Origin of the sequence: Bradyrhizobium sp. SZCCHNS1022, assembly GCF_032484835.1 — a bacterium.
Taxonomy (GTDB): Bacteria; Pseudomonadota; Alphaproteobacteria; order Rhizobiales; family Xanthobacteraceae; genus Bradyrhizobium.
In genome coordinates this window covers 427,611-453,730 of the sequence record NZ_JAUETT010000002.1, presented here as the reverse complement: position 1 = coordinate 453,730, position 26,120 = coordinate 427,611, and the positions used below count along the sequence as shown (strand labels likewise).

28 protein-coding genes are annotated in these 26,120 nt (G+C 64.2%); 10 read left to right on the top strand and 18 right to left on the bottom strand.

The annotated features are described in order from the left end of the window. Positions 1 to 201: 201 nt before the first annotated feature. Positions 202 to 1,086: a hypothetical protein gene (locus QX071_RS15640; protein ID WP_315703607.1), complete on the bottom strand. Its 885-nt coding sequence runs from the start codon at positions 1,084 to 1,086 to the stop codon at positions 202 to 204. 233 nt (positions 1,087 to 1,319) lie between these two features. Then, positions 1,320 to 1,505, bottom strand: a complete 186-nt coding sequence (locus QX071_RS15635) for a hypothetical protein (protein WP_315703606.1) — start codon at positions 1,503 to 1,505, stop codon at positions 1,320 to 1,322. Between the two features lie 216 nt (positions 1,506 to 1,721). Here QX071_RS15635 and QX071_RS15630 point away from each other — a divergent pair, with 216 nt between their 5' ends. The 3 genes from QX071_RS15630 (at position 1,722) to QX071_RS15620 (ending at position 2,617) form a co-directional block, all read left to right on the top strand. Further along, on the top strand, positions 1,722 to 1,955 hold the full coding sequence (locus QX071_RS15630; RefSeq protein ID WP_315703605.1) for a DUF6894 family protein: 234 nt from the start codon (positions 1,722 to 1,724) through the stop codon (positions 1,953 to 1,955). Positions 1,956 to 1,962: 7 nt separating this feature from the next. Beyond that, positions 1,963 to 2,130, top strand: coding sequence for a hypothetical protein (locus QX071_RS15625; protein WP_315703604.1), 168 nt, complete (start codon positions 1,963 to 1,965; stop codon positions 2,128 to 2,130). A gap of 94 nt (positions 2,131 to 2,224) precedes the next feature. Beyond that, positions 2,225 to 2,617: a hypothetical protein gene (locus tag QX071_RS15620; RefSeq protein WP_409977703.1), complete on the top strand. Its 393-nt coding sequence runs from the start codon at positions 2,225 to 2,227 to the stop codon at positions 2,615 to 2,617. 51 nt (positions 2,618 to 2,668) lie between these two features. Here the strand turns inward: QX071_RS15620 and QX071_RS15615 are convergent, their stop codons facing one another. The 3 genes from QX071_RS15615 to QX071_RS15605 form a co-directional block, all read right to left on the bottom strand. Then, on the bottom strand, positions 2,669 to 3,595 hold the full coding sequence (locus tag QX071_RS15615) for a glyoxylate/hydroxypyruvate reductase A (RefSeq protein ID WP_315703603.1): 927 nt from the start codon (positions 3,593 to 3,595) through the stop codon (positions 2,669 to 2,671). Next, positions 3,592 to 4,917: an ArgE/DapE family deacylase gene (locus tag QX071_RS15610; protein WP_315703602.1), complete on the bottom strand. Its 1,326-nt coding sequence runs from the start codon at positions 4,915 to 4,917 to the stop codon at positions 3,592 to 3,594. The genes QX071_RS15615 and QX071_RS15610 overlap by 4 nt, the downstream gene beginning before the upstream one ends. A 300-nt stretch (positions 4,918 to 5,217) precedes the next feature. Next, positions 5,218 to 6,105 carry a LysR substrate-binding domain-containing protein gene (locus QX071_RS15605; protein WP_315703601.1) on the bottom strand — a complete coding sequence of 296 codons (888 nt, stop codon included), beginning with the start codon at positions 6,103 to 6,105 and terminating at the stop codon, positions 5,218 to 5,220. 273 nt (positions 6,106 to 6,378) lie between these two features. On the opposite strand from QX071_RS15605, the gene QX071_RS15600 reads away from it, so the two are divergent. Next, positions 6,379 to 6,621, top strand: a complete 243-nt coding sequence (locus QX071_RS15600; protein ID WP_315703600.1) for a hypothetical protein — start codon at positions 6,379 to 6,381, stop codon at positions 6,619 to 6,621. Positions 6,622 to 6,631: 10 nt separating this feature from the next. Here the strand turns inward: QX071_RS15600 and QX071_RS15595 are convergent, their stop codons facing one another. The 3 genes from QX071_RS15595 to QX071_RS15585 all read right to left on the bottom strand — a co-directional run bounded on the left by QX071_RS15595 (position 6,632) and on the right by QX071_RS15585 (position 8,513). After that, a complete protein-coding gene (locus QX071_RS15595; RefSeq protein WP_315729499.1) occupies positions 6,632 to 7,429 on the bottom strand; it encodes an alpha/beta hydrolase in 798 nt (265 codons plus the stop codon). Between the two features lie 74 nt (positions 7,430 to 7,503). Next, the gene (locus QX071_RS15590; protein WP_315703598.1) at positions 7,504 to 8,094 is read right to left on the bottom strand and encodes an NAD(P)H-dependent oxidoreductase; all 591 of its coding nucleotides are present in this window, start codon (positions 8,092 to 8,094) and stop codon (positions 7,504 to 7,506) included. Positions 8,095 to 8,264: 170 nt separating this feature from the next. Then, positions 8,265 to 8,513: a hypothetical protein gene (locus QX071_RS15585; protein ID WP_315703597.1), complete on the bottom strand. Its 249-nt coding sequence runs from the start codon at positions 8,511 to 8,513 to the stop codon at positions 8,265 to 8,267. 349 nt (positions 8,514 to 8,862) lie between these two features. Here QX071_RS15585 and QX071_RS15580 point away from each other — a divergent pair, with 349 nt between their 5' ends. Further along, entirely contained in the window at positions 8,863 to 9,315 is a 453-nt protein-coding gene (locus QX071_RS15580) for a hypothetical protein (protein WP_315703596.1), read from the top strand. Between the two features lie 16 nt (positions 9,316 to 9,331). Here QX071_RS15580 and QX071_RS15575 read toward each other — a convergent pair whose 3' ends face one another. From QX071_RS15575 to QX071_RS15540, 8 genes are all read right to left on the bottom strand, one after another. Continuing rightward, on the bottom strand, positions 9,332 to 10,528 hold the full coding sequence (locus QX071_RS15575) for an acyl-CoA dehydrogenase family protein (RefSeq protein ID WP_315703595.1): 1,197 nt from the start codon (positions 10,526 to 10,528) through the stop codon (positions 9,332 to 9,334). A gap of 25 nt (positions 10,529 to 10,553) precedes the next feature. Then, positions 10,554 to 11,330 carry an ABC transporter ATP-binding protein gene (locus QX071_RS15570; RefSeq protein WP_315703594.1) on the bottom strand — a complete coding sequence of 259 codons (777 nt, stop codon included), beginning with the start codon at positions 11,328 to 11,330 and terminating at the stop codon, positions 10,554 to 10,556. Between the two features lie 60 nt (positions 11,331 to 11,390). Beyond that, positions 11,391 to 12,722: an ABC transporter substrate-binding protein gene (locus QX071_RS15565; RefSeq protein ID WP_315703593.1), complete on the bottom strand. Its 1,332-nt coding sequence runs from the start codon at positions 12,720 to 12,722 to the stop codon at positions 11,391 to 11,393. A 39-nt stretch (positions 12,723 to 12,761) separates the two neighbouring features. Further along, positions 12,762 to 13,817 (bottom strand): branched-chain amino acid ABC transporter permease, encoded by a 1,056-nt coding sequence (locus tag QX071_RS15560; RefSeq protein WP_315704266.1) that lies wholly within the window; start codon positions 13,815 to 13,817, stop codon positions 12,762 to 12,764. Between the two features lie 8 nt (positions 13,818 to 13,825). Continuing rightward, positions 13,826 to 14,716: a branched-chain amino acid ABC transporter permease gene (locus QX071_RS15555; RefSeq protein WP_315703592.1), complete on the bottom strand. Its 891-nt coding sequence runs from the start codon at positions 14,714 to 14,716 to the stop codon at positions 13,826 to 13,828. Further along, on the bottom strand, positions 14,716 to 15,606 hold the full coding sequence (locus QX071_RS15550) for an ABC transporter ATP-binding protein (RefSeq protein ID WP_315703591.1): 891 nt from the start codon (positions 15,604 to 15,606) through the stop codon (positions 14,716 to 14,718). The genes QX071_RS15555 and QX071_RS15550 overlap by 1 nt, the downstream gene beginning before the upstream one ends. Before the next feature lie 37 nt (positions 15,607 to 15,643). After that, a complete protein-coding gene (gene sfnG / locus QX071_RS15545) occupies positions 15,644 to 16,756 on the bottom strand; it encodes a dimethylsulfone monooxygenase SfnG (protein WP_315703590.1) in 1,113 nt (370 codons plus the stop codon). A gap of 601 nt (positions 16,757 to 17,357) precedes the next feature. Then, positions 17,358 to 18,560 carry an alpha/beta hydrolase gene (locus QX071_RS15540; protein ID WP_315703589.1) on the bottom strand — a complete coding sequence of 401 codons (1,203 nt, stop codon included), beginning with the start codon at positions 18,558 to 18,560 and terminating at the stop codon, positions 17,358 to 17,360. A gap of 259 nt (positions 18,561 to 18,819) precedes the next feature. On the opposite strand from QX071_RS15540, the gene QX071_RS15535 reads away from it, so the two are divergent. The 3 genes from QX071_RS15535 (at position 18,820) to QX071_RS15525 (ending at position 20,540) form a co-directional block, all read left to right on the top strand. After that, entirely contained in the window at positions 18,820 to 19,398 is a 579-nt protein-coding gene (locus tag QX071_RS15535; RefSeq protein ID WP_315703588.1) for a TetR/AcrR family transcriptional regulator, read from the top strand. A 136-nt stretch (positions 19,399 to 19,534) separates the two neighbouring features. Then, a complete protein-coding gene (locus tag QX071_RS15530) occupies positions 19,535 to 19,876 on the top strand; it encodes a hypothetical protein (RefSeq protein WP_315703587.1) in 342 nt (113 codons plus the stop codon). A 223-nt stretch (positions 19,877 to 20,099) separates the two neighbouring features. Further along, positions 20,100 to 20,540, top strand: coding sequence for an ester cyclase (locus QX071_RS15525; RefSeq protein ID WP_315703586.1), 441 nt, complete (start codon positions 20,100 to 20,102; stop codon positions 20,538 to 20,540). Positions 20,541 to 21,860: 1,320 nt separating this feature from the next. Here QX071_RS15525 and QX071_RS15520 read toward each other — a convergent pair. Further along, the gene (locus tag QX071_RS15520; protein ID WP_315703585.1) at positions 21,861 to 22,118 is read right to left on the bottom strand and encodes a hypothetical protein; all 258 of its coding nucleotides are present in this window, start codon (positions 22,116 to 22,118) and stop codon (positions 21,861 to 21,863) included. 66 nt (positions 22,119 to 22,184) lie between these two features. After that, the gene (locus QX071_RS15515) at positions 22,185 to 23,222 is read right to left on the bottom strand and encodes a DUF2778 domain-containing protein (RefSeq protein ID WP_315703584.1); all 1,038 of its coding nucleotides are present in this window, start codon (positions 23,220 to 23,222) and stop codon (positions 22,185 to 22,187) included. Between the two features lie 219 nt (positions 23,223 to 23,441). Here QX071_RS15515 and QX071_RS15510 point away from each other — a divergent pair, with 219 nt between their 5' ends. Both QX071_RS15510 and QX071_RS15505 read left to right on the top strand, forming a co-directional pair. Beyond that, positions 23,442 to 23,876, top strand: a complete 435-nt coding sequence (locus QX071_RS15510) for a DUF1810 domain-containing protein (protein ID WP_315703583.1) — start codon at positions 23,442 to 23,444, stop codon at positions 23,874 to 23,876. A gap of 151 nt (positions 23,877 to 24,027) precedes the next feature. Next, positions 24,028 to 26,109, top strand: a complete 2,082-nt coding sequence (locus tag QX071_RS15505; protein ID WP_315703582.1) for a methyl-accepting chemotaxis protein — start codon at positions 24,028 to 24,030, stop codon at positions 26,107 to 26,109. Positions 26,110 to 26,120: the final 11 nt, after the last annotated feature.

Sequence of the window (26,120 nt, the reverse complement as noted above, 5' to 3'; positions counted from 1 at the left end):
GAGCTAACGGCCGGTCACCGGGTTAGCGGATGCAACGGCTGGTCCGGGTAGCCCCGCCGGCTGCGGCTTTGTGCCGCTGGCACTTGGGGGAGAGCCCCGAGACATTCCCGAGCGAATGGCGCTTGCGCCATTGAGACTCCCGGCAAGCGCCGTCATGCCACCAGCAGCAGCACGGACGCGCCGCAGCGCTCAAGCCAGCCTTCAGGCGACGTCGGCCTGCGGCGCGGCCTGCCCGGCGACAGCCAACGCGTCCAGATCAACCAGGGCTGGATCGTCCGCGCCCGGTTCGACCTGCTGCTGCCCGCTGCCATGGACATGCATCAGCGTTTGCACCCGCCGTGCGTTGAGATAATCGACATGCTGATGCTGCAGCGCCGCCGTGAGCAACGTCTTGGGCAATGCCGCCATCGTGAAGGCCGCCACGCGCCGGACCTCCTCGCCTTCCCGCCAGCTGAGCGGGCTCAGCGTATAGATCATCTGCCGGTCGCTCTCGGGCGGCGGAAGCTGCTTGGTCTCAGGTGGCGCCAGCAAGGCGACGTTGGCATTGCCGACGCGCGTGCGCACCGCGGCCGAGCGCAATTCCCAACAGATCAGTTCGGCCGCGGCCAGCACTTCCCGCCTGATCTCGTCCACGTCAGCCGCAAAGCGCGTCGCCTCGCTCAGCGCCGCCTTGCTGCGGGTGACGGCGTCGATCAGCGCGGCGGCCCCGATCTCGAACCGCGGCACGGCCTGCTCGATCGCCCCCGCCACCGCTTCGATCTCGTTCGCGGCCCGGTCGCGATCGCGCTGCGCGATCGCATCGGCCAGCGCGCGCTCGGCGAGCACGATCTGCTCGTCGCAATCGGCCACTGCGGCGCGCAGCGCTTTCGCCTTGTCCTCGACCACCTGCATCTTGGCCTCGGCGCGATCGAGTTGGCCATTGCTCGCGCCTGCCTTGGCCAGCCGTTCGGCCACGAGGCGCTTTTCGTCCAGCGCCTTCTCGGCCAGGAGCAACCGCTCCTTCAGCTTGTGGCGCGCCGCGTGCTTGTCCTTCAACGCTCGCTCGAAAATCTCGACCGGGCTGAGCTCACGCCTGAAAAAGACCATCGAATATCCCTTTGGCGACATCTCGCCGCGATCGCGTCAGGCCGCGGCGAATCCGCTGCCGAATCATTTCGGTGGGATTCTTGCGTTGAAATTGGGTCGGAAACCAGGATGAGATTGTCCGCGGCGTTCGATCATCGCGCTTGACGGTGGAGAACGCGCCACGCCGAATCTCGGCCGAGGCAGAATGTTCCGCCTCGGCTCGCGTCATGCGGTCCTACGTCCAGACCTCGTTGCTAACTTTGGTGCGGCCCCCGCATCATCTTCATGGCATCTGCGATGTGGCGCCATTCCTTGGCCTCGTCGGCCTCGCCTTTGCTCTCACAGGCTTGTGCCTGCTGCGCTGCCTGCGCGATCGCCTGAGGGCCGTGCTGTTCCATCATTCGCCGCGCGATTGTATGGATTTGCGTTTCCGACATCATGGCGCTGCTCCATAGTTCCAACAGCAGCGATTCGGCTGTTGATCGCTTCTAACTGGCAGACGCGAGATCAGGTTCCCTTCCGTCGCGACATCCCGAATCGGTTCCGCTGATGGTATGCGGTCCGTAATTCACCTTACGTGGTGGCACCGAATTTCGCTGATCGCACGGCGCTGCTAATTCTGCACTGATGATTCGCTTGGCGAGCAGGAGACGGATATGGCGCAGGTCTTCTTCCATTGCTCCAATGACGACGAGGTCCTGATTGATCGGCAGGGAGCTGCTGTCCTCGATCTCACCGAGGCGCGCGATCACGCCGCGCGCGTGATGCGCTCTCTGATCACGACCGAAGGCGACGAAGATTGGCGTGAATGGGTGGTTCACGTCTCCGACGATCTCGGCGAGGAAATTTTCGCAGTTCCCTTCGCCTCGGTGCTCGGCCGCATGCAGTGAGGCCGCCATGCTGACCCGCTCGCCATTGGCTCATCGCTTGCGCATTCTGACCGCACGCTGGCAGAAGCTGGTCGCGCTGGCGCGGGACCCTTACCGGCCGGAACGCCACTACATGCGCGGGCCGGGCCCGAAATGGCGCGCGAAGCACGGCACCGAGACGGGCGCCGGCTGCTAGCCCCACACTGGGCGCTTTTCGAACCCTCGATCCTGCACTCTTCTCGCCACATTTCTGCGTATTGCTCGCCGCCGATAAGGACGGGGAGACTTTCATGATCATGAGCGGGATGCGGATGATGGCCGCAGCGACACTGGCGCTTGCACTGACGGCGCCGGTCGCGATGGCAGATGAGCACCGCGGCGGTGACGCCGCGCTCGGCGCTCTGTCCGGAGCCGTGGTGTTCGGTCCCGTCGGCGCGGTCGCGGGTGCCGTAGTCGGTTATACCGCAGGCCCGTCGATTGCCCGCTCCTGGGGTTTCCGCCGCTCGCATGCCAGCAGGCAGCAGCCACGGCGACCAGCGCGCGAGGCGCGCGCCGAGGCCCGCACAGAGGCTCCAGTGTCCGCTCCGGTCGCAGCAGCTCGGCCGCCGGTCGCCGCAGCCCCCTCGGCCGCTCCGGCTCAGGCTCAGGGCCCGAGCGCGCCACCGGTGCAGACCTTCGAATAGACTGCGAACGGACGCCGCCGCTGACACTTGGCCGCGGCGCCCACGTTCGGCTCAGTAGCCGCGAGCGCGATCGACCGCGTTAAGCAGGGGCTCGCCGCGCTTGAGCCGGCGGACATTCTCCGCGATCTGCTGAGCAATCACCGTCCACGAGGCGATCGCGGCCATGTGCGGCGTCACCAGTACGCCTGGTTCGCGCCACAATGGATGATCTGCAGGCAGCGGCTCGCGCTCGAACACGTCGAGCACGGCCCCGCGCAGGTGACCCGTCCGCAGCAGCGCAACCAGGTCGTCGGCAATGAGATGCTCGCCCCGGCTGCACAGGACGAGCGCGGCCCCCTTCGGCAACCGGCTCAGGCGCTCGGCGTTGAGCAGCCCCAGGGTCGACGGCGTCAGCGGCAGCAGCGACACCAGTATGTCGACCTCGCCGAGGAACGCATCGAGCGCCGCAGCACCGCTGAAGGTCCTGATGCCATCGGCTGTCTTGGCCGAGCGCGACCAGGCGCTGACCGAAAAGCCGAGATCGACCAGCCGGCGCGCCGCATCGGTGCCGAGCGTACCGAGCCCGAGAATGCCGACACGCGTATCCTGCGGCGCCCGCTGCGCATAGCGATGCCAGGCACCGGTCCGCGCATTATCAATCACCCGGTCGAAATCGCGGTGGAAATACAGCGTGCTCCACAGCACGAATTCGGTCATCGCAACGCTGATGTCGGGATCGACGATACGACAGACCGGCCGGTCCGGCACACTCGGATCGGCGAGGATGTTGTCGACGCCGGCCGCGATCGAATGGATCAGCTTCAGATTGGGCATCGCGGCGAGCGCGCCGGCTTGCGGCTTCCAGCACACCGCAAGCTCGGCCTCGCGCGAGGCTTCTTCCGGCCAGGATGCGCAGGTAAGGCCGGGCAGCTCGCGCCGAAGCAATGGCTCCAGCGGATCCATCAGACCCGGCGTACTGAGAAAAGCGACGGAAATCATGCGACCGGCGACCAATCGCTCGATGCCGCCGCACGCAGACCGCACCATTGGGCGATGAACAGCGCGATGCTCAAGGTGGTCTTGCGCACGCTGTCGAGTTCGACGCGCTCGTCAAAGGCATGCGGACCTATGCCGTACGGCCCATAGCATAGCGCCGGAATGCCGTAATCGACCGTGTAGTACCGGGTATCGTTGACCGCAGTGGACAGCCGGTCTTCCAGCGGTCGCTCGAACACGCGCTCATGCACGGCGGCGAGCGCGGCTTCCGCCGCGCTGCCGGGCTCGCATACGGCAGGATCGGCCTGAAAGCCGCTCCAGATCAATTCGGCCGGATTGCTCGACAGGAAGCTGTCGCCCGCCTGTGCCTCGGCCAGGCAACGCTCGACGCCGGCCATTGCCTGCTGAGGCGTCTCGCCGGGCAGGATGCCGAGCCGGCAGTCGAGCTCGCACCACGCCGCCGTCGAACTCGCCCAATCGCCGCCCTTGATGATGCCGACGTTGAACTTGATGGGATTCTTGACCGCACCAAACCACTTGTTCGCAGCGGCCCTGGCGTTGATCCCGGCGGTGTAGTCCTGAAACGCGCGCACCAGGTGCATCGCCGAGAGGATCGCGCTGGTGCCGGTTTCGGAATAGGCGACATGCACCGGCGCGCCGCGCACCCGCAGCCGGAACCAGACCGCGCCGACCTGGGCGCGCGTCAGCGTATGACCGGTCGGCTCCGGGATCAGGCAGGCATCGGCGGAGTAACCGCGCATCAGCGTCGCGAGCGCGCCATTGCCGGTGCTCTCCTCTTCCGTGACGGTCTCGAGATGAATGCGCCCGTCCGGCAGGAAGCCGGCCGACCTGATCGCATCGAGCGCGAAGATCATCGCGGAGACGCCGCCCTTCATGTCCTGCGCGCCACGGCCGATCATCCAGCCATCGCGAACGATGGCCTCATAGGGCGGATCGGCCCAGAGGTCCGCTGGACCTTCCGGCACCACATCGACGTGCCCTTGCAGGATCAGGCTGCGGCCCTTGCCATCGCTCTCGAGTGTCGCCACGACCTGCTTGGAGCCTTCGAGCGCAATGGCGTCCATCGGTGCGGCTTTCGGATGGCGCGCCAGATCGACATCGGCGAGGCTGAACCGATCGACCTTGTAGCCGCGCGCCTCGAACTGCTTGGCGAGCCAATCCTGCGCCGGCGCCTCCTCGCCGCGCAGGCTCCTGAACTGCACGAGCTTCTGCAGGAATGCGACCTGATCCTGAAAATTCCGATCGATCGCGGCACGCAGCCGCTCCATCACGTCGTTCGGCACCGCTGCCGTCTTGTCCGTCACAGTCCTCGCCCCTCGCCGCTCGCTTCAACTCTGCCATCAGCATGACACAGCAGGGCACTTATCCAGCATCGTTGGCCCGGCGTCCACCAGTGCCCGGCTTCGTTGGCGATGATCGGGGCGCGCTCGACCGCCGGCCGGCGTCGAGGCGCTCAGCGCTTACGCAAAGGCTGTGCACGCCTTGAGCGGCGTGACCAATATCCGCTCATCGGAGGCGGCTGCGCGAGCTGCGAATTGCGCAGCGCGCATTCACCCATGCGTCGCCAGCGCGGCTGGTGCTTCGCTTCGCCGCACGCGCCAAAGCTATTCCGCGAGAACCGTCTTCAGCCACAGCCGCAGCGCGACGATCGTAGGTTCATCCCAGCGCTCCTTGAGCGCAACGAGCTGATAGGAGCCCATATAGATTGAAGATGGAATAACCTCGACCAATGCTCCGGAGCGCAGATCGTCGTCGACGAGAATGTCGTTGGCGAGCGCCACACCGTGCCCGAACCGAGCCGCTTCGATCGCAAGATGGGTGTGCCACAGCGTCTGCCCCTGCAACGAGCCCGACTCGGAATGACCGGCCAGGGTAAACCAGCGTTCCCATTGCTCGGTGGTTTCCTCGTAGTTCAGTGCGGCCGCCGCAAGGCCTGCCAATGTCGAGATGTCGGGATGGCGCGCGAGGTAAGCAGGGCTTGCCACCGGAAACACGCGCGGGCGCAGCAGCGCTTCCGCCATCAGCGCACCATTGGTGTCGACCTTGTCGGCATACACGATCTCGGCATCGGCCTCGCCGCGCGCCAAGTCGGGGCGCGAAAGCGTCGGCTGCAGATTGATGTCCCAATGGTGCGGTGGTCCCGTCAGTTCCGGCAGTCGCGGCAACAGGCGCCGGGTGACGATGCCTGGAATGCACCAAATCTTCAGGGTCGGTCGCGACGCAGGCCGCACCATCAACGTGGCGCGCGCGATGATGTCGAAGCCCTGTTTCACCTGCGCATGAAACAATTGGCCGACACCGGTGAGCGCGATGCCTCGCCCGACCGGCCGGACGAGCCCCACGCCAAGGCTTCGCTGCAGGTTCTGCAGGTGCCGTGAGATGACGGTATGGCTGACTGCGAGTTCGTCTCCGGCTGAGCGCACGCTGCCGGTACGCCCCACCGCCTCGAAAGCACGCAAAGCAATGAGAGAAGGCAATCGGGATGTGGTCATTGGGTTAATACTCGACACGCGACGACTTGTTCGAACGCTGCTGCCGAGCCGCCGGGACATCCGCTCCACACCCCTTCCCTGCGGGGCAGCGAAACCAGCCCACACCGGCTTTTGAGCGAGTCTAAGCCGGCTTCATGGCCGCGACGGTTCCCTTTTCAGGCCTCGGTAATCCCGGCCCCATTCACCAGACTGCGGCGCCAAGCCGGCATTGCCTAAAATTTTCCATAATCCTCTTCTGAAATCGTGACCGCTTCGAGCAGGAGAACCCGGAAGATGCGGATCACCGACGTGATCTTCGCCGGTTCGCTGGCGGCCCTCGTTGCGGCGGCGCCAGCGCTGGCGAAGAATTCCCCGACACCAAAGACCGACGATCAACAGGCGATGTCATCGCCCTGCCGTGCCTATCAGCAGGCGCCGGACGGGACCTGGACCGAGCTGCCATGCCAGGAGCCCGGTGCCAGCGCGCCAGCGCGGCAGAAATCGGTCAGCAGCGGCGCCGCGGAGCCGTCGCGCTGACACAGATTGCCTAGTCGGATGAGGTCCGGTGCAGGAAGGCGCGCAGGCCTCGTGCGCCTTCAGCGCCGTGCCTGAACAACATGCCGAGATGATCGCCTTCAGTCGACAGGTCGTGCAGGCCGTGTGCTTTGGCAAAGGCCTGCATTGGATCATGCGCCGGGTCATGGCGGCCGTTCCACAACATCACCGGCTGCGTAAGACCGAGCACGGCCTGTTCCGCGCCTTCCAGCTCGTAGAGTGCCTCGAAGCAGGCACGCACGCCCGCCTCGTGCTCGGACGTCACCCATTCCGTCAGCTTAGGTGCCGTCGCTCGGGCGAATTTCATGAAGCCGTCGAAAGTGACCGGCCCGTTCGTGCCCGGCGCCAATCCGCTCATCAGGTTCCAGCCAGCCACCACGAGTGACGACAACCGGCTGGCGTAATCCTTGGCGACGCCGACCGCGAGCCAGCCGCCCATGGAATGGCCAATGACATGCGCGCGTTCACAGCCGAGATCATCGATCACGGCGACAATGTCTCCCGCGCGCTGATCCTGCGCGTAGAGCGCAGGATCAGCCGGCTTATCACTGCGGCCATGGCCGAGAGAATCCACGCAAACAACGCGGAAGTCCTGCGCCAGCACGTCGACGATGCCGCACCGTCGCCAGCTCGCGCCGTCGAGCAACAGGCCATGCTGCAGAACGACGAGCGGTCCAGCACCATCCACGGTGTAGTGAAGGCGCTGTCCGCGATGAGTGGCGAACGGCATACGAATTTCTCCTGCTCCCCTTACGTGGCAAAATGGGGATGAAGACAGGCGGCGCAACAAGTTTGCGTTCCTCGGCGAAACGAATCTGGATTGCCTCGATCACAATGACGGAGCTCGAAACGCCGATCTAATTCTCAATAAGGCGGCGGCTTTCGCTCGCGCTGGGCTGTCGCAGCCTCCGCCCACCACAACAGATCGTCGGCGAAGCGCGGAAACGCGTGCGCCAGCGCCTTGCCCGCCTCGCCGGTCGGCTCACCATCCGCCGACAGCGTCTGCGCAATCGGCCCGACGGCGAGCGTGCTCGACACCACCACCATGCCCATCTCCGAGAGCGTCCCGTGCCAGGCCGTGGCGGCGCGGGCGCCCGACAGACGGCCGGCGGAATAGCTTGCGATTGCCGCCGGACGCCAGAACCACTCCTCCAGGAAATGGTCGGTGAGGTTCTTCAGCCCCGGCTGCAGGCCCCAATTATATTCGCCGGTGACGAAGACGAAGCCGTCGGCCGCGCGGATCTTCCCCGCCAGCTCTTCCATCGGCGCAGGCGCCTCGCCCTTTTTGTATTCCTTGTACATGCGGTCGAGCATGGGAAGGCCGACCGCCTTGGCATCGATCAGTTCGACATCCACGCCCTTGGCGCGCAGGCCTTCGACGACGAAATGGGCAAGGCGGATGCCCATCCGATCGGAGCGATAGGAGCCGTACAGCACCAGGATACGGAAACTCATGGCAGGTCACCTCCGGATGGCATGTTCGAGCCAGAGTAGCATGCCCGCCTCTGTCTTCCGAACGGCCCTCGCTCCTGCAGCGCGCAGACTTCCCGCCCGCGGCGCGAGGGGCGAGCGCAAACGGCGGGACGTCGGCACGCGACCACCGCGCCGAGGCGTTTAGGGATCGACTATCGCATCACCGAGACCGAAGCCGAGCGCTCGGTCGGTTTGCCGAACACGCTGCGGCAGCCGGCACTGAGGCTCGCGCGCTGGCGCTGCATGCAGGCCACGATGCGGTCGCGGTCGGGAATTTCCGACGAGCACAGCCGGAAGACGTCGCCGGTGCAGAGCCGGCGCTGATCGTCTTCCGTGAAGGCGCTGCTCGCCGATGGCAGCATTGCGACACAGGCCGCCAAGCCTGCGGCCGCAAGAGTCAAGTTCGGTATCCTGAACAGATCAGTCCGCATCGTCGCCCCCACATTGCCTGCTGTTTGCCTCGATCCACCCCCGCTGCCCGCTCCCCGCGAAGCAGCGCCGCCGCCGCAGAATCAAATCATGACACGTCGATACGCGCCTTCAACACGCGCGTTTCTCCGTGCACCAGAATTTTGCCGGCTGTTGCAGCTGCGACTCTCAGCGCGAGGCATGTGCGGACAAATCCGTCACGGCAGGAACTTGTGCGCGCCGCCAAATCGTCACGACCGGACCGCATTGCGGCCCCGCCCCGCGCACAGTCTGGCGGCGTATTAGCGGCGGTTCCGAGTGTGGGCGTGAGGGAGGCAGGTCATGGCGTACACGATGATCGCGGAGCGCGATAACCAAAAAGTTCGCAAACAGCGCGAGAGTGCCCTGATCGTCCTCGCCAACGCGCGCGTCCTGGAAAGCCAGGGCTGGCAGGTCGTCATCGTGAACGATGACGGCAAGGATTTCAATCTCGCCGCATTCGAGGCGGGCCTGGCGCAGAAATTCTCGTCCTGGTTCCAGGCAACGACGCGGGAGGTCTCATCCCCCGCTGATGGAGACGAGGCCGCGGCGGAGGCCACGGAGGCGCTGGTCGCGGCAGAGCTGGTCGCCGAAGCCATGGAAGCCGAGGAGCACGAACTCCAGGAGGTTGACGAAAGCGATTTCGACGACCTCGAAGGCGAAGATGCCGAGCGCGAGAGCGTCCGGACCGAGCCTGTCGATGCCGAGCAGGCCGTCCTCGACGAGATCGCGCTCGAGATCGCAACGGTCGACTGACCGCGGCGGCGCGCCGTCACTCTCCTCCTTCGTAGAACAGCTCCAGCGGCAGGCCGACCAGCGCCTTGCCGATCCATTCGCGTGCGATGATGTTGGACGGCCCCATCGCGATCGCGGCGCGTGCATCGCGGAAAGCGCGCTCGATCGGGCCGCGGTGGTAGCCATAGCCGCCGGTGACGGTCAGCGCTGACGAGGCCACCTTGTTGGCGACCTCGGCGGCATGGACCTTGAACTCGGTCAGCGGGATCAGGATCTCGCTCTGCGGCCGTCCCGCCCGCCACAGCTCGTCGAGCTTTTCGGCCAGCTCGATCCGCCACGGCCGCAGGCTCTCCACCAGCACCTTGGCCGCGCCGAGTTCCTGACGGATCGCCTGATAGTCCGACAGGCTCTTGTTCCTGTCCTTGTGCACGAAACCGGTCGTATGCGCGACCGCGGCATTGAGCACACCGCGCGCCAGGCCTTCCCACACCGCGCCGAGCCCGATCAGGTAGACCGGCGACACGCCGTCATAGATGATCTCCTTGCCCTGCCCTTCGGCGCCGAGCCGGTCGCGCTGCGGTATCAGCACATTGGCGTAGCGGATCGGGCCGGAATGGTTGGCGCGGACGCCGAGCGCCTCCCATGGCCGCGACTCGATGCCATCGGCCTTGCCGTCGACGATGAAGAAGATGATGTCGGCCTGGTCCTCGGCGCCGGGCGTGCGCGTCTGCGCGACGTAGAAGTCGGCCTGCCCCGAGCTCGTCGTGAACGACTTCTCGGCATTGAGCCTGTAATTGTCGCCGTCGCGCGAGGCCTCCGACAGGTTGTACCACCAGTGCCCGCCGGTGGCGCGCTCGCTGGTCGAATAGGTGCCGAGCAGCGTGCCGTTGTTCGCCTTCAGCCAGCGCTCCTTCTGGTCGTCGGAGCCGAACAGGTTGATGGTCTGGGCCGCGCCGACATGCATGACATAGACGAGGCCGGTCGAGGCATCGGCCTGGCCGATCCGATAGGCAGCTTCCGCGAAATCGACATGGCCGAGCCCGAGCCCGCCGAAGCGCGGCGCGTTCAGCACGCCGGTCCAGCCGGCCTCGGCGAGCGCCAGCAGGTTCTCGCGCGGAAAGCGGCCTTCGCGATCGTTGCGGTCGGCATTGGCCCTGACCACCTGCTCGATCACGGTGTCGAGCTGCGGATACGGACCTTCCTCGAGCTTGCGTACGGCGGTGCTGGTCGGCATGCGGGGTCTCCTCTTTTCCCTGAAGTCAGGCCACGGCCTGGGTTGAATGCGCCGGCGCCGCAGCGCCGCCGAGATAGAGATGCTTGATGTCGGCGCGCCGCCGCAGCTCGCGCGCGGGGCCGGACAGCACGCTGCGGCCGCCCTCCAGCACGATCGCGCGGTCCGCGAAGCGCAGCGCCACGGTCGAATTCTGCTCGGCGACCAGGAGCGACAATCCCTGCTCGGCGTTCAGCGTCTTGAGCGCGCGGAAGATGGCTTCGACCACCAGCGGCGCCAGCCCCATCGAGGGCTCGTCGAGCACGAGAAGCCGCGGGCGCGACATCAGCGCGCGGCCGATCGCCGTCATCTGCTGCTCGCCACCGGAGGTCAGGCCCGCCACCGACCGGCGGTGCCGCGCAAGCTGCGGAAACAGCGCATACACACGATCGAGGCCGTCGCGGATGTCTCCCCGCCTGGCGTCGCGGCCGATCGCGCCGGTGATCAGGTTCTCCTCCACGGTCAGCGAGGCGAAGCAATGGCGCCCCTCGAGCACCGGCACGAGGCCGCCGCGCACCAGCTCCGCGGCTGCGACGGAGGTGACGTCACGTCCATCAAAGGCGATGCGGCCGGCGGTGATCTGGCCGCGCCGCGCCGGCAGCAGCGCCGAGACCGCTTGCAGCGTCGTCGACTTGCCGGCGCCGTTGGCGCCGAGCAGCGCGACGATCTCGCCGCGCTTGACCGCGACCGACACGTCGCTGACCGCGCGAATCGCCTGGTCGTAGGTCGCCGCCAGATGTTCGACCGACAGCAGCACGTCACTCATGATGGACCGTCCTTGGATGGCGATGCGCGGCAGGCCTGCTCCCGCGCATCGGGCCTGCCGTCATTGTCCGACCGGCTCGTCGCCGGAGCTGCGGATCTTGATGCCGTGCTCCTGCGCATAGGCGGTCGAGGATTTCTCGATGATCGGCCGCAGCGCCGCCCAGTCCGGCGAGATCCAGTCGGACACCACCTTCCACTTGGCGCCGTCCCATTGCTGGAAGGTCACACGGCCATCGCCCTCGTGATTATCCCAGGTGACGTGGATCGAATGAAATAGACCCTTGGCGCCGAGTGCCTCGACCCGCGCTGGGTCGAGCTGCAGATGTTCGAAGCCCCAGCGCACCTCGTCGCCGGTCAAAGTGCGCTTACCGAACTTCTCCTGCGCGATCCTGACCGCCTCCACGTTGAGGATGCCGTTCACGATGCCGAGATTGTGGTAGACGCTGCCGATCCGCTTCTTGTCGTCGAGATTGCCCTTGCCGCCGCCGTACACGGTCTTGATGATCTCCTGCAGGACCGGATATTCCGCGCCGGAGGCCTGCGTCGTGATCGCGACGTAGCCCTTGGCGGCATCGCCGGCCGGGATCACGTCTTCCTCGGAGTTGGACCAGACGTTCCCGATGATGTGGTCGACCGGGAAGCCGACCTTCTGCGCCGTCTTCAGCGCCACCGGGTTCATCACGCCCCAGCCACGCAGCACGACGTAGTCGGCCTTGGCGCGCCGGATCGACAGCCATTGCGACTGCTGCTCATTGCCGGGATGCGGCACCTCAATCTGCTCGAGCGCGAAGCCGTATTTGTCCGCGAGCAGCTTGTAGATCGGGATCGTCTCCTTGCCATAGGGCGAGCCGTGATAGAGCACGATGATCTTCTTGCCCTTCAGTTTCTCCGGCCCGCCCTCGCGCGAGGCGATGTAGTTCACGATGCCCGAGGTCTCGCTGTAGGGATTGAGCAGCAGCGGAAACACGTAAGGGAACACGCGGCCATCGGTGGAATCGGTGCGGCCGTGGTTGATCGTGATCAGCGGCACCTTGTCCTTGGTGATGCGGTCGATCATCGCGTAGGCGATGCCGACCGAGAGCGGATTCCAGGCCGCCACGCCCGGCCGGCTCTTCAGCCGCTCATAGACCTCGACGCCGCGCTCGACCTCGTACTGGGTCTCGCCCTCGTCCCAGGTCAACTTGACGCCGCCAACGCCGCCGTCGCGGATGTTGATCAGGTTGAGATAGTCGATGAAGCCGCCGAAGAAACCGGTGCCACCTGCTGCGTAAGGCCCGACGCGATAGCTCTGCAGCGGGAAGAACTGCTCGTCCGCCTTGACCGATACCGTCGTGGCGAGGCCGAGCGCGAACGCCGCCCCCATCGCCATTTTCACTCGTCTGAACACGGTCATCATAACTCCTTTTCTCGTGAGGCTGTCTCAGGTCTGTCGTCAGGTTGCGGTGGTCTGCGGCTTGGCGCGACGCAGCGAGGCCCAGGCCCGATCGAGCAACGCGATCAGCCCGCGCGGCTCGGCGATCAGGAAGACGATGATCAGCGCACCGATTACGATGCGCTGGCTCATTTCGAGCACGCCGGAGTCGAACAGGCCGCCGAGCAGCGCAGCTCCGAGCCGCGACAGCAGCAGCGGAAACGCGACGATGAAGGCCGCGCCCACGAAGGCGCCACGCAGCGAGGCGAGCCCGCCGATGATGATGATGAACAGGATCTGAAACGAGCGATCGAGGTTGAAGCCGGCCGGCTCGACCGTGCGCAGATACGCGAAGGCCCACAGCACCCCCGCGACGCCGATCAGGAACGAGGACACCGCAAAGGCCAGCAGCTTGGTGCGCAACAGCGGCACCCCGATCACCTTCGCCGCCACCTCATGGTCACGCACCGCGATGAAGTTGCGGCCGGTCTGCGAGGCCAGGAGCCTGGCGGTCAGTGCGGTCGCGAACGCGACGACGGTCAACGTAAAGACGTAGCGTCCGATCGCGCTTGTGAAGGTGAGACGACCGATGCGGATTACCGGCGCGTCGATCACGCCCGATGGATTGTCGTTTGAGAACCAGCCGAACTTGGTCAGCGCCCACTGCACGAAGAACTGCGCGGCCAAGGTCGAGACGGCCAGGTAGAAGCCGCGCAGCCGCAGGCTGGGCAGGCCGAAGATGATGCCGAACAGGGCGGCGACCACTCCCGCCAGCACGATGTCGGCGAGCAGCGGCAGCTCCGGCACGCGAAGATTGAGATTGTAGGCAGCATAAGCCCCGACAGCGAGGAACGCCGCGGAGCCCAGTGACACCTGCCCGGCATAGCCGGTCAGCACGTTGAGCCCGACCGCCGCGAGCGCCAGCGCCAGGAACGGCGTCAGCACCGCATCCATCAGATAGTCCGAGCCGATCAGCGGCACGAGGCCGTAAGCCAGCACGAGCAGGATCACCACGCCGAGCAAATTGGCCTTGAGCAGCGACGGTTTCGTCGGGGTCACGGTCGCATCGAGGATCATCGTCACGGCTACACCCTTTCGACCAGCTTCTGGCCGAACAGGCCGGACGGGCGCACCAGGAGCAGCGCCAGCGCCACCACATAGGCCGCCCAAGCCTCGATGCCGCCGCCGAAGAACGGCCCGACATAGACCTCCGCGAGCTTCTCGATGGCGCCGATCAGGAGCCCGCCAATAATCGCGCCGGCGATCGAGTCGAAGCCGCCGAGCACCAGCACCGGCAGGGCCTTGAGCACGACCAGCGACAGCGAGAACTGCACGCCGAGCCGCGCCCCCCACAACAAGCCGGCGACCAGCGCGACGATCCCGGCCGCCGTCCACACTGCGGCCCAGACCCGTGGCAGCCGCAGCCCCACTGCGAGCGCAGCAAACTGATCGTCGGCCACGGCGCGAAAGGCGAGCCCGGTGCGCGTGTAGCGGAAGAACAGCGTGAACAGCGCGACGAGACTGCCGGCGACTGCGGCCGCGAACAGGTCGAAGCGGCTGATGAAAACCCCGCCGACGTCAAAGGGAGTGTCGCTGACCCCGATATCGAGCCCGTGCACCTGAGTGCCCCACACCAGTTGCGCGGCCCCCTCGATCACATAGGACAGACCAAGCGTCGCCATGAACAGCGTGATCGGCGGCTGGTTGATCAGCGGCCGCAACACGGCGCGTTCGACCGCAACACCGAGCCCGACCATGATCGCGAGCGTCGCCAAGAGCGCCAACGGGAACGACGTGCCGCGCTCGACCAGGCTGACGAAGGTCAAGGCGGCGAACAGGAGCATCGCGCCTTGCGCAAAATTGAGCACGCCCGAGGTCTTGTAGATCAGCACGAAGCCGATCGCGACCAGCGAATACATCACGCCGGAGAGCAGCCCGCCGATCAGGACTTCGATCAGGAATTGATAGTCGAACATCAGATCGCAAGCTCCGCTTCGTCCTCATGAGCGACGCCGAGATAGGCGTCCACGACGGCCTGATCGGCGCGGATCTCCTCCGGCCGCCCATCTGCGATCTTGCGGCCATAGTCGAGCACCGCGATGTGATCGGAGAGCTCCATCACGATGCCGATGTCGTGCTCGATCAGCACGATCGTGGTGCCGTAGCTGTCGCGCGCATTGCGGACGTGCTGCGCCAGCTCCTGCTTCTCGCTCAGGGTCACTCCGGCAAAGGGTTCATCGAGCAGCAGCAGGCGTGGACGAGCCACCAGCGCGCGCGCCAGCTCGACCCGCTTCTGCAGGCCGTAAGGCAGCGTGCCGGCGATCCGGCGCCGCACATCGGCGAGATGCAGGAAACCGATCACCGCGTCGGCGGCGACGCGATTCTCTGCTTCGATGCGCCGCGCCAGCGGCGAACCGATGATCTGGCGGACAAAGCCGGCGCGGACGCGATGCGCGAGGCCCATCAGCACGTTGTCGAAGACGGACAATCCCTTGAACAGCGCGAGATTCTGGAAGGTGCGGGCAACGCCATGGCTCGCCAGCCTCGCCGTCGGCACCTGACGGAACTCACGATCGCCAAGCCACACGGCGCCGGCATCCGGCCGGTAGAGCCCGCTGACGACATTCAGCAGCGAGCTCTTGCCGGCGCCATTCGGGCCGATTATGGCCCTGATCTCGCCCTCCGCGACGTCGAGATCGATGTCCCGGAGGGCGCTGACGCCGCCGAACGACAGCGAGATATTGGCGAGCCGCAGCACCGGACGCGGGCTGCGGACGTCCGCACGAGCCGGCAGTTCGGCCGCCTCCGCCGCGAGCAGCTGACGCGCTGTCCCCGGGGCATACGTCTCGAGGGCCAGCACATCCATCCATGTCGCCAATCCCGACAAAGCGGCTCTCCCTCGCCTACTCGGCGGCCTGGGCGCGCGCGCCCGCCTTGGAGCTCTCCTTGGCTTCGAGCTCGCGCACCAGCGGGATCACGTGCTTGCCGAAATACTCGACCTCCTCCTGGAAATGCAGGAAGCCGAGCAGGATCAGATCGGCGCCGACCTCCTTGAGCGCGACGATGCGTTCGGCAATCTGCTGTGGCGTGCCGATCAGGTTGGTCTTGAAGCCGTCGTTGTACTGAACGAGATCTTCGAAGGTCGATTTGGCCCAGTTGCCCTCGCGTTCCGGTGAGGCCTTGCCCGCGTTGGCCACCTCATGTGCGAAGGCGTTGACGGCCTCCGGATCGGCATGATCGAGAATCTCCTTCAGCACGGCCTGCGCTTCGGCCTCGGTATCGCGCGCGATCGCGAATGCGTTGACGCCGATCTTGACCGAATGGTTGTTGGCCTTCGCCTTGGCCCTGATGTCGTCGACCTGCGCCTTGATGCCCTCGACCGTATTGCCGTTGGTGAAGTACCAGTCGGACACCCGCGAGGCCATGTCGCGCGCCGCCCGCGAGCTGCCGCCCTGGAAGATTTCCGGCTGCGGATCGATCGGCTTCGGCTTCAGCGAATAATTCGTGAAGCGATAGAAGTCGCCGCGGAAATTGAAATTGTCCTCGGTCCAGATGCCGCGCAGCACGCGGATGAACTCCTCGGAGCGGCGGTAGCGCTCGTCATGGTCGAGCCAGGGCTCGCCGATCGCGGCGAACTCGCCACGGAACCAGCCGCTGACGATGTTCACCGCCACGCGGCCTTCGGTGAGATGGTTGATGGTCGCGATCTGCTTGGCGACCACCGCCGGATGCCAGGGTCCCGGCAGGATCGCCGCGATCACCTTCAGCCGCGTGGTCGCTCCGAGCAGCGCATGGCTGAACGAGACCGATTCATGCTGATACTCCGCGCCGTAGCCGGCGGTGAAGCGGATCTGGCTCAACGCGTAATCGAATCCGCTCTCTTCGGCGATCTGCGCCAAGCGCTTGTTGTAGCCAATGTCCCAGCTCGTCCGCTGCGGAATCTTGGAGATCACCAGGCCGCCCGAAACGTTGGGCACCCAATAGGCAAACTTGATCGCTGACTCTTTGGCCGTCATTGTTTCCTCGCTTTGTCCTCATCAGCACACGCCGGCACCGCCTGGATGCCGGCACCGCCTGGATAAGGACGACAACCGGCATTCGCGCCGCCAGCCGGCAGTGCGCGTGTGTTGGATTGCACCAAATATCGAGATGAGCAGGCATCGCCTGCCGATGCCGCGACGCGCCGGCGTCGCGACCGCCGTATCAAACCGTCAACAGAGCCACGCGCAGACCGTGCGCAACAGGCTGCCATTCATGAGTGGAGCCGCATCGCTATCGTGGCGATCATCATCGACGATCATGCATGTTCCCTCTGTCAACCAACGTCGACCGACGTTCGAAGTGTCTCAGAGAAGACCGCATCGAGCGAGTCCAAGACCGTCTATATTTGATTGCAGAAGCAAAAGCGGGTTTCTTAGATTCCCGCCGGACGGATCATTTGTCCTGTCCCATCTCCGGCGATGCCTCCGCGTTGTTTGACAACGAGGGCGCGGACTCATTAACGCGCAACCATGGCCTGATTGACGCAAGCTGGACGAAGGCGAGGCAACTAAGGGCAGACGCGACGCATGTTGGCCGGTGTGATCAACAAAACAAAAGTGATCGCGTCATCCGAGACTAACGGCCGCCAGATCCAAAATCGCTGATGTGATCCGCCCCACCCACCTCCTTGATGAAGGCGAGCAGGAGCGTGCTGAGCCGAGCCGGCTGCTCCTGTTGGATCCAGTGACCGGCGCCGTCGATCAGCTCGATGCCGCTCATCCTCGTCGCCGCCTTCGTCCTCATGAGATCGACCGCGCCCGGCGCCGAATAGGTGCCCCAATCGCTCTTTCCGCCGATGAAGAGCGACGGGACATCGATCGTCTTGCCCGAAAACAGGCGCAACTCAGCGTTCAGGTCAGGATCGGAATAGACCCGGTAAGCCTGCAGGGCGCCTTGAAACCCGGTGCGGCCATACTCCTCCGTGTACACTCCGAGTTCCGGCTCAGTCAGCCATTTGCAGGCCTGGACCTCAGCTGCGGAAGGGTGGAATGGAGCGACGGTCTGGGGCATCGTCTTGCCAAGATCCATGACGTAATAGGTGGGCATCTTTGCAAGTTCTGTGGCGGTTCGCGCCTTCAACGGATGCGGCTTGTTTCCCGGCCAATCGGCGCTCTTGACGTAGAAAAATGCACGAAGAAACGCATGTAGACCTTGAGGGGGGTGCCACATGTCATCGTTCGCTCCCCGTGTGCTCAAATATTGTTGGTAATACTCTCTCGGCGGATCGAGCGCCGCCAGCGCGGCCGCCAGCTTTTGATTTTCGGTGTTCGGTTGGACCGACGATGCCTCGCTTTCCGCAGTGTTGAAAGGAAACGCCGGCGGACCGGGAAACGGTGCGCTCATCAGCACCACGGAGGGAAAGACGTCAGGGCGCGCCAGCGAACAATAAGCGGCCACGGGTGAGCCGAAGTCGTGCCCGACGAGCATTGCCGTGCGCCGATACCCCAACGCCGAAACCAGTCCGAGGGCGTCGCGCGTCATGTTCAAAAGGCTGTAGGGTTCAAGCGGAGTGTCATAGCTGTTCACCCAACCGGTGGTGCGGCCAAAGCCCCGCTGGTCGGGCGCCACCACATGGTACCCGGCGTCAGCCAATAGCGGGAGCAGGTGTCGCCAGCCATAAGCCAGATCCGGAAAGCCGTGCAGAAGCAGCACGAGCGGCCGGCCGCGGCTTTCGTAACCAGCCTCGAGAATATGGACATCGAGGCCGTTGATCCCATGGATCATGCGCGAGCGAACCCCCTTGGGAAGCGTACCCTCGCCATATGTTGCTGTGGCCAAATCGGTTTCTCCTATGGGATTTGCGCGGCCCGGTCGAAGGGAAGCCGCGACCAGACCGGCCGCGCCCATCGCTAAGAGGGCTCGTCGGGACGCCGATGACTTGAGACCAACTGGATGACTCATCACGGCGCGCACTGTCCGCGTGCAGGCGCTTGGTCCGGGCATTGGTAGAGGAGCATCACGAGATTCTTTCTATGGTGATCACCATAGTATGGCAATCGCCATAGTACCGTCAAGCGGAAGGTGCTACGTTCACGGCATGCCACGTAAGACTGACGCCCGCGCTCGCGCGATTGCCACAGCTGAACGACTGTTTCGCATCCAAGGCTACACAGCGACTGGATTGACCCAGATCATTGAAGAAAGCGGTGCACCGAAAGGGTCGTTCTACTTTCATTTTCCGCGCGGCAAGGCACAGCTCGCAGAAGAAGCAATCGATCATTACGTCGCGAGCAGGATTGCGGTATTGCGGAATATCTCCGCGAATACGACGGGCGACGCTCTGACCTTTGTTCATCAGATTTTCAGCACATTCGCGGCTGAAATGGTCGCCTCCGATTTCCGTTATGGATGCCTGATGCAAAATCTGGCGAATGAGCTGCCCGCGCTCGATGCTGAGCTGACCAAGCGGGTCGCGCGCGGATTTGTCGATTCGACCGAGATAATCGCTGAGCATTTTAGAGGGTGCGGTTTCGCTCCCACGCGCGCGTCCTCTACCGCAACCGCGTTGGTAGCCGCCCTCGAAGGCGCCCGAACAATCGCCCGCTTGGAGCGATCACCGGCTGTATTCGAGGCGCTCGCGGATGTCAGTTGCCAACGGTGCCAGTTACCAAAATGACCGGGAGATTCGCCGCCGGGATATCCTCGTGTCGGCTCTTGGGCCCAGAGCGGACCATTGTCGAAATCCGGATGAACAGCTAGTCCTGTTCGCGTCCCCTTGAGCTTGGCCGCTTCGACGAGTGGAAACATACTGGATGCCGATTGGCGAATACGTCAGCCCAGATGGTCAGCTGAAATTTCTTGTAACCTGTCCCGACGGCGATTGGACGCTGGGCTTCGACGGATGTCCCACTCACACGCATGGGAGCATCCTTGCTGGTTTGTCGGGCATTGACGAAGTCACCGCCGTCGAACGCTATCTCGCTGATCTCATCGGAAATCTCAGCGTCATTAATATCATACGGATTTCGGGTGTTCTAAGCGATGCTTGGATAACCGATGATCCTGCCGAAGAAGTGCTTAGCTGGCAGAAATACGGCGCTCCGGACGAGACGGTTGAATTTCGGCTATGGAATGGGACCGCCGTGCAGCCCTGAGTTACGGACTCCTGCATATATGACGAGTGTGCTTCGTTGCCTTTTGGCCCATTTGCGACTTCCCGGTCGGGCGCGGCGGCAGTCCGCACCCCGGACATGACCGGAAGCAATCGATCACGAGACCGACAGGCGGCTGTTGACCCGAAGCGGACCTCCGCAATGGGCTTGGTCTGTAGTGGGACCAGCGCTAGATTGAGCGTGAACGGTCTAAAGGGAGATGACAGTGAATTTCTCACGCGACGAACTCGTTGCCCGGTTGGTCAAGGCGGGTGAACTTGAAGTCATCGGTGGGGATCAGTCAGAGACTGACAGCTACTTTGACACGGAGCATTTCCGCTTCCACGGACCTGGCGGCTTCGAGACGGACTACGGCGGGCTCACCAACTACTTCAAGTCCGTACGCGCAGCGTTTGATGATCGCTCAATCCGTCGGGGTATCATCGTCGTCGAGGGCAACTACGTAGCCTGCCAGACGTGGATCGAGGGAAGATTTGTCCATGAGTTTACACATTCACCGGCCGGCCCTCTGCCTCCGAACGGCGAACGGGTAATTTGGGATTTGTCAAACATCTTCCGGTTTGACGATAAAGGTCGTCTTCTCGAAGAGTGGGTGCGGACTGATTACCGCAGCTTTCTTCGCCAGCTTGGAGCGGAAGGTCGTTAAGGCGCGGGTTGAAACGAGATTGGAAATACCAGCTGCTACGCGCTGGTCGATAAATAGAGCCACTTCCGCGTTTGGCCTTAAGCGGCGGTCGGAGGATGTCTGGTCTTCTGCCGCTGTCGGTGAACAAGCCGACATCCCGGCGAACGGGTTCGACGGCTGCATGAGGCCCGTGCAGCGGGCATCCGATGGAATGAGCCGTTCCTCTAGATTGAGTTAGGGGCTGTCCTAATTCGATGGTCACCGAGCGTTCCGGTTAGCCTTATCGGCTCAGCTGGCGCGAGCCGCCTTCTCACGAGCCTGACAGCGTCGATGTAGGGATTTGACGCGCGATGCCGCTCTAGATCAGAGCAAAGCGCATCGACTGCTGCCTTGTCAAAATCGATTTCGGGAGGGTCTAGCTGCAAGTCGGTCTCGACCACCAGAACCGTTTTCGTGCCATTCGCGTCAATGACGTATTCGACATTAACGGACAGCACGTTTCGGTCGGTTATCATATGAATCTCATTGACTGGGGCCGTTGGCGTCCTCCCCATATCATGACACGCCTGCGATGTCGTCGCTTGGCCCGTCCCGGACCTTCCGGTCTGCGCCCGCGATGTCGGCTTTCGGACCTCGACCAGAAGTAAGCAGGTCGGGACCGATGGCCGCTTTGATCCGCAGCGGTCATAGTCGTTCGTGAATTTTATGGCTATCCCGGTCAGATCGCATATCAAAACCGCCCGCGCCGAAACACGAAGTTCGCCAGCGATTTCAACGCAAATCGGCCTGTCCAGTCTGGCCGCGAAAAATTTTCCTGTTTCGTATTTTCGGAAATCATGTTTTTCTATCGCCATCCTGCCTCACCACGGAGGGGCGTTGCGCGCGATCGTCACGACACGCGAGGCAGGGAGGCGGTGGCCGCGAGACATCGGCAGCGCTCATTGAGCGCGGACGAACGATGCTTTGCGGACGTCGAAATCGTGTGGTCCTGGCGCCCCGGTGCTGGCGTCCTGCACAACGCGTTCACGCGTTGTCGCAGCGCGATGATGCTCCGCATCACGTGGACAGGGGCAAGAGAGCCGGTCCCTGAGGAGAGCGCGTATAAGACGTAAAGCCATCGCGCAGGGAATGCCGGATGTTCGGCTTAACCTGTGGTGACTGCCGCCTGCTTTCTTTGTTGCAGGCGGGCCATGGGTGAGGCCTTCACCCGGCATTCCCTGCGCCCTCCATCTTGTGAGGGTCCCGGCTTCGATAACTCGGGCGTATCAGCGCCGCGAGACGGTGACGGTCATGAGTAGCGCCGCGAACGGCGGACAGCCCCCGCTCCGGACTTTCCCGCGCTCACAACATCTTCGCGTGGACGAACAGCGTGCGCACGGCATTGGTCGCTTGCACTGTCATGATCGCGTTGTCAGCGGCAGCCTCGAGCGCGGACACCGCCTGACCGTGCAGCGATCTGAACTCCATCCATTCGACCGCATTGAGGCTGGCCAGGAACTGATAGGCCTGTCCCACCGTCGAAATCGCGACCGACTTGCCGTTGACCTTGATGTTGAAGGTGGTGCGCAGCCGTGTCTCAGAGCTTGCAGGATCGCTCATCGGCCAGCTCCGGGACGGGCGACGAGATTGGGCGCTGCGATCGCGCAGGGGCGCAGCAAGGTATCACTACTCCGATTTCAGCGCGGTCCTGGTGAACGCAGCGCTGTCGAGCCTGGTGACGACCACGAGCCGATTGAACTCGCCGTCGTCGTAGGCCTTCAGGAAGCGATCATAGTTCCGGATCGACACGCAGCCGTTGGAATCGCCATCGGGACCGAGCATGTAGCTATGGGTGAGCAGGCCGACGCGCCCAAGCGCCGAGCCTTCTACAGCGGTCATGCGGAGGGCCCGAACGCCGTGAAACAGCTTCTCACGCGGCTTGAGCTCGTAGGTAGCAGGCGGCGTTGCGCCGACCATGCGCTGATTGACGTGCTCGGGGTCGTCCCGCAGCCCCCCCATGCCGGAATGGGCTTCAAGGCCGATGCCGGACGGCAAATAGACCATCTTTGCCGTGATGTCATAGACCGCCGTCTGGCGGTCATAGCCGAGGGCCGCGAGATCCACGCCGGGGCGGATGCCGCTGTCCGGCGTCAGGGAGGCGAGCTTGGCCGGGCTCGGCAAGAGATCCGAGAGCTTTTGCAGGAAGGAGCGGTCATCGCCCGGCATCCCGACGTCGCCCGGCACGGCCGAAGCCAGCAGGCTCGTCGGCTGATTGGCCGCTACAGGTCGCGGTCGTGGCAGAGGCACCCCGGGCGCCGGCATCGTGACGCCGGTGCCTTCCGTCAGGGCGGGCCGCCAATCGCCGGCGGCCGTGTCGCCGGAGCCGCTGTTGCGCGATCCCATGCCGATCACCAACGCGGCGCGCGCATCGAGGAGCTGCCGGTCGAAGCCGCGCGAGGCAAAGCGATCAAGCGCCCGAATGGCGTCTTTCTCGGAATAGGCGGTGGCCGAGGCAGCTGCCGGCGCGAAACGCGTTTCGAAGGAGATCTGAGGGGCCGTCGGAATCGCAGCGGCGGCCAACGGCGCCCGATCGGCATCGGCGCCGATCCAGGCGGCGGCCCCCGCAGAAATGGCAAGCCCGGCCAGCAACAGCGCGACGACCTCGGACCGTCCGAAGCGGTCACGCGTCAGCAGCATGTCTACGCTTGCTTCGGTAGAAGCCATCGCAACCCCAGTATGCCCCCATCGGTTCACCTGGCGAAGGCGACCGACCCCAGGGGGATTCGACTCGTCGTGACATAGGAAGGACAAGAGTGCGGCATAATCTAGACCAAGGTCGCCCGATGACAGCAAAACTTGCCGCCCCTCAAGAGGAGGCGCATGGCCGGGCTTTCAGCCCCGTCCACTTGAAATTCAATTTTGAAACAAGGGGTTAGACCCGTCATGACCACATCCGCCTTCGATCTGGACCGCTTCGTCGCAGCCCAGGACCCACTCTATTCACATGTCGTCGCCGAGCTTGCCGCGGGCCGTAAGCAGAGCCACTGGATGTGGTTCATCTTCCCGCAGGTTGCCGGCCTCGGCTTTTCCGCCATGGCCCAACGCTACGCCATCCGCTCGCGCGCGGAGGCTGAGGCGTATCTCGCCCATCCCATCCTTGGTTCGCGGCTCCTCGAATGCACGCGCCTCGTGCTCGAGGTGAGCGGCAAGACCATTCACGCCATTCTTGGCTCGCCCGACGACATCAAATTCCGCTCGTCGATGACGTTGTTCGACGCGGTGGCGAATCAGCCGATCTTCGCCCAGGCGATCGACAAATATTACGGAGGCGAGAAGGACCAGGCGACGCTCGATCTTCTGGACCGGCTGCGAACCTAGTCCGCTGATTCCGCCGGACGGGAGACGTGGGGAGAAAGGCTCCCTACCACTGCGCGTTATGGTCGCAGAACTCGGCAAGGATAACCGGCGATTAATACCCGCAACTTACGGTTCCGCCTTAACGCGTCTTTTACCGTGGTGGTCCAGTCGCATGAAGCTCGGCACTTTGCTCACGATTTCCGTCGTTTCGCTCTCGGCGGTCGGCGGCGGCCTCGCGCTTTACGTCGCGACCGCGAAATATCAGACCATGCAGCAGGTCTCGGTTGCGCAAGAACGGCTCGCGATCGTCAGGGCGGTCGGAGACATTCCGCGCTATCTCAATTCCGAGCGCGGCTTCACCACCAACATCCTGTTTGGGCCGCCCGCCATCGATCCCAAGATGCGAAGCGATCTGGAGACCTATCGGAAGAACACCGATGGCGCGGTCACCAAGATGCTTGAGCTCCGCAGATCGCTGTCCAGCGCTCTTGACGAAAGCGCCGCGCTCGGCGGCGACATCGATGCGTTGAAGACCCGGTTTTCGTCGCTGCGCGACATGATGGATCGCGCCATGGCTGGCGCCGCCGAAACCCGCCGCGATGCGGCCAAGGCCGTCGTTGCCGAGAATTCCAAGTTCAACGCCGCCGTCACCGCCCTGCTCGACGGCCAGGTTCGCAAGCTCGCGCTGCTCGACGGCGACGCCTACCGGCAGGCCACCTACGCGAATGTCGCCTGGACGTTGCGCGACATCGGCGGCCTCAATGCGAGCACCCACAAGGCGCTGGTCGGGGCCAAGCGCAGTGCCACTGAGGCCGAGATCAAGGACTTGTACCGGACGCAAGGCCGGACCGATCAGATCCTGCTGACGCTCGATCAGTTGCGGACCAGTCCGGGAACCCCTCCCAACGTCGTCGCGGCACTGGAGCGGATGAACGAAGCCTACACGCAGCGCTTCGGCCAGGAATTGAAGATGGTGAAGGATGGCGCCGCGACCGGAAAGTATGAGCACGACGCGGACGCCTTCTTCGTCGAATCGCAACGCGGGTTGAACGCGATCATCGCAGTGCGCGATGCGTTTTACGATCATGCCGAACAGATCCTGTCGACCGCCTATTCTGCGGCACGGGTGAGTTTCACGCTCGCTCTCATCGTGCTTGTTGCCTTTGTCGCGGCCAGCGCGGCCTTGATCGGCATGATCCGCCGCCGCATCAGCCGCCCCATCGTCGACCTGACCGTCTCGATGTCACGTATCGCCGGAGGCGACATCAGTGCCGAGATTTCCGGTCTGGCGCGCAAAGACGAGATCGGCGCGATGGCTGCGGCCGTCGGCGTCTTCAAGAACAACATGATCACCGCGGATCGGCTTGCGGCCGAGAAGGCATCCGAGAGCGACGTCAAGATGCGGCGCGCACAGATGATGGACGAGCTCGCCCGCAAGTTCGAGGCGAAGGTCAGCGAACTGATCAGCGGCCTCACCCGCGCGTCCGGGGCGATGGAAAATACCGCAAAATCGATGTCCTCGACCGCGGCCTCGACCAATCGGCAGGCCGGCCTCGTCGCGGCGGCGTCGGACCAGACGTCAGGCAACGTCCAGACGGTGGCCAGCGCCACCGAAGAACTGACCTCTTCGATCTCGGAGATCAGCCGCCAAGTCGCTCAGTCCACCCAGATCGCGGCGCGCGCGGTCGACAACGCCCGTCGCACCGGCGACACCGCGCGATCGCTCGCGGAGGGCGCGCAGAAGATCGGCGACGTCGTCACCCTGATTCAGAACATCGCCGAACAGACCAATCTGTTGGCCCTGAATGCGACCATCGAAGCTGCCCGCGCCGGCGAGGCCGGACGCGGCTTTGCCGTCGTCGCCTCGGAGGTCAAATCGCTGGCCGAACAGACCGCCAAGGCAACCACCGAGATTTCGGAGCAGATCGCAGCGATCCAGACCGCGAGCGACGAGACCGTGACCGCGATCCAGGATGTCGTTCACGTCATCACCGAGATCGACCAGATCGGCATGGCCATCGCCTCGGCGATCGAGGAGCAGGGTTCGGCGACCAAGGAAATCTCGCGCAGCGTCCAGGACGCCGCACGCGGCACTCAGGACGTCAATGCCAACATCGCCGGCGTGCAGCAGGCGGCCGACCAGACTGGCAACGCCGCCCAGGAGGTGTTGTCCGCCGCCGGGGAATTGTCCTCGCAATCCCGCGATCTCGCCGACGAGGTCACGCTCTTCCTGTCGGAGGTGCGCGCGGCATAAGCAGCATGAGA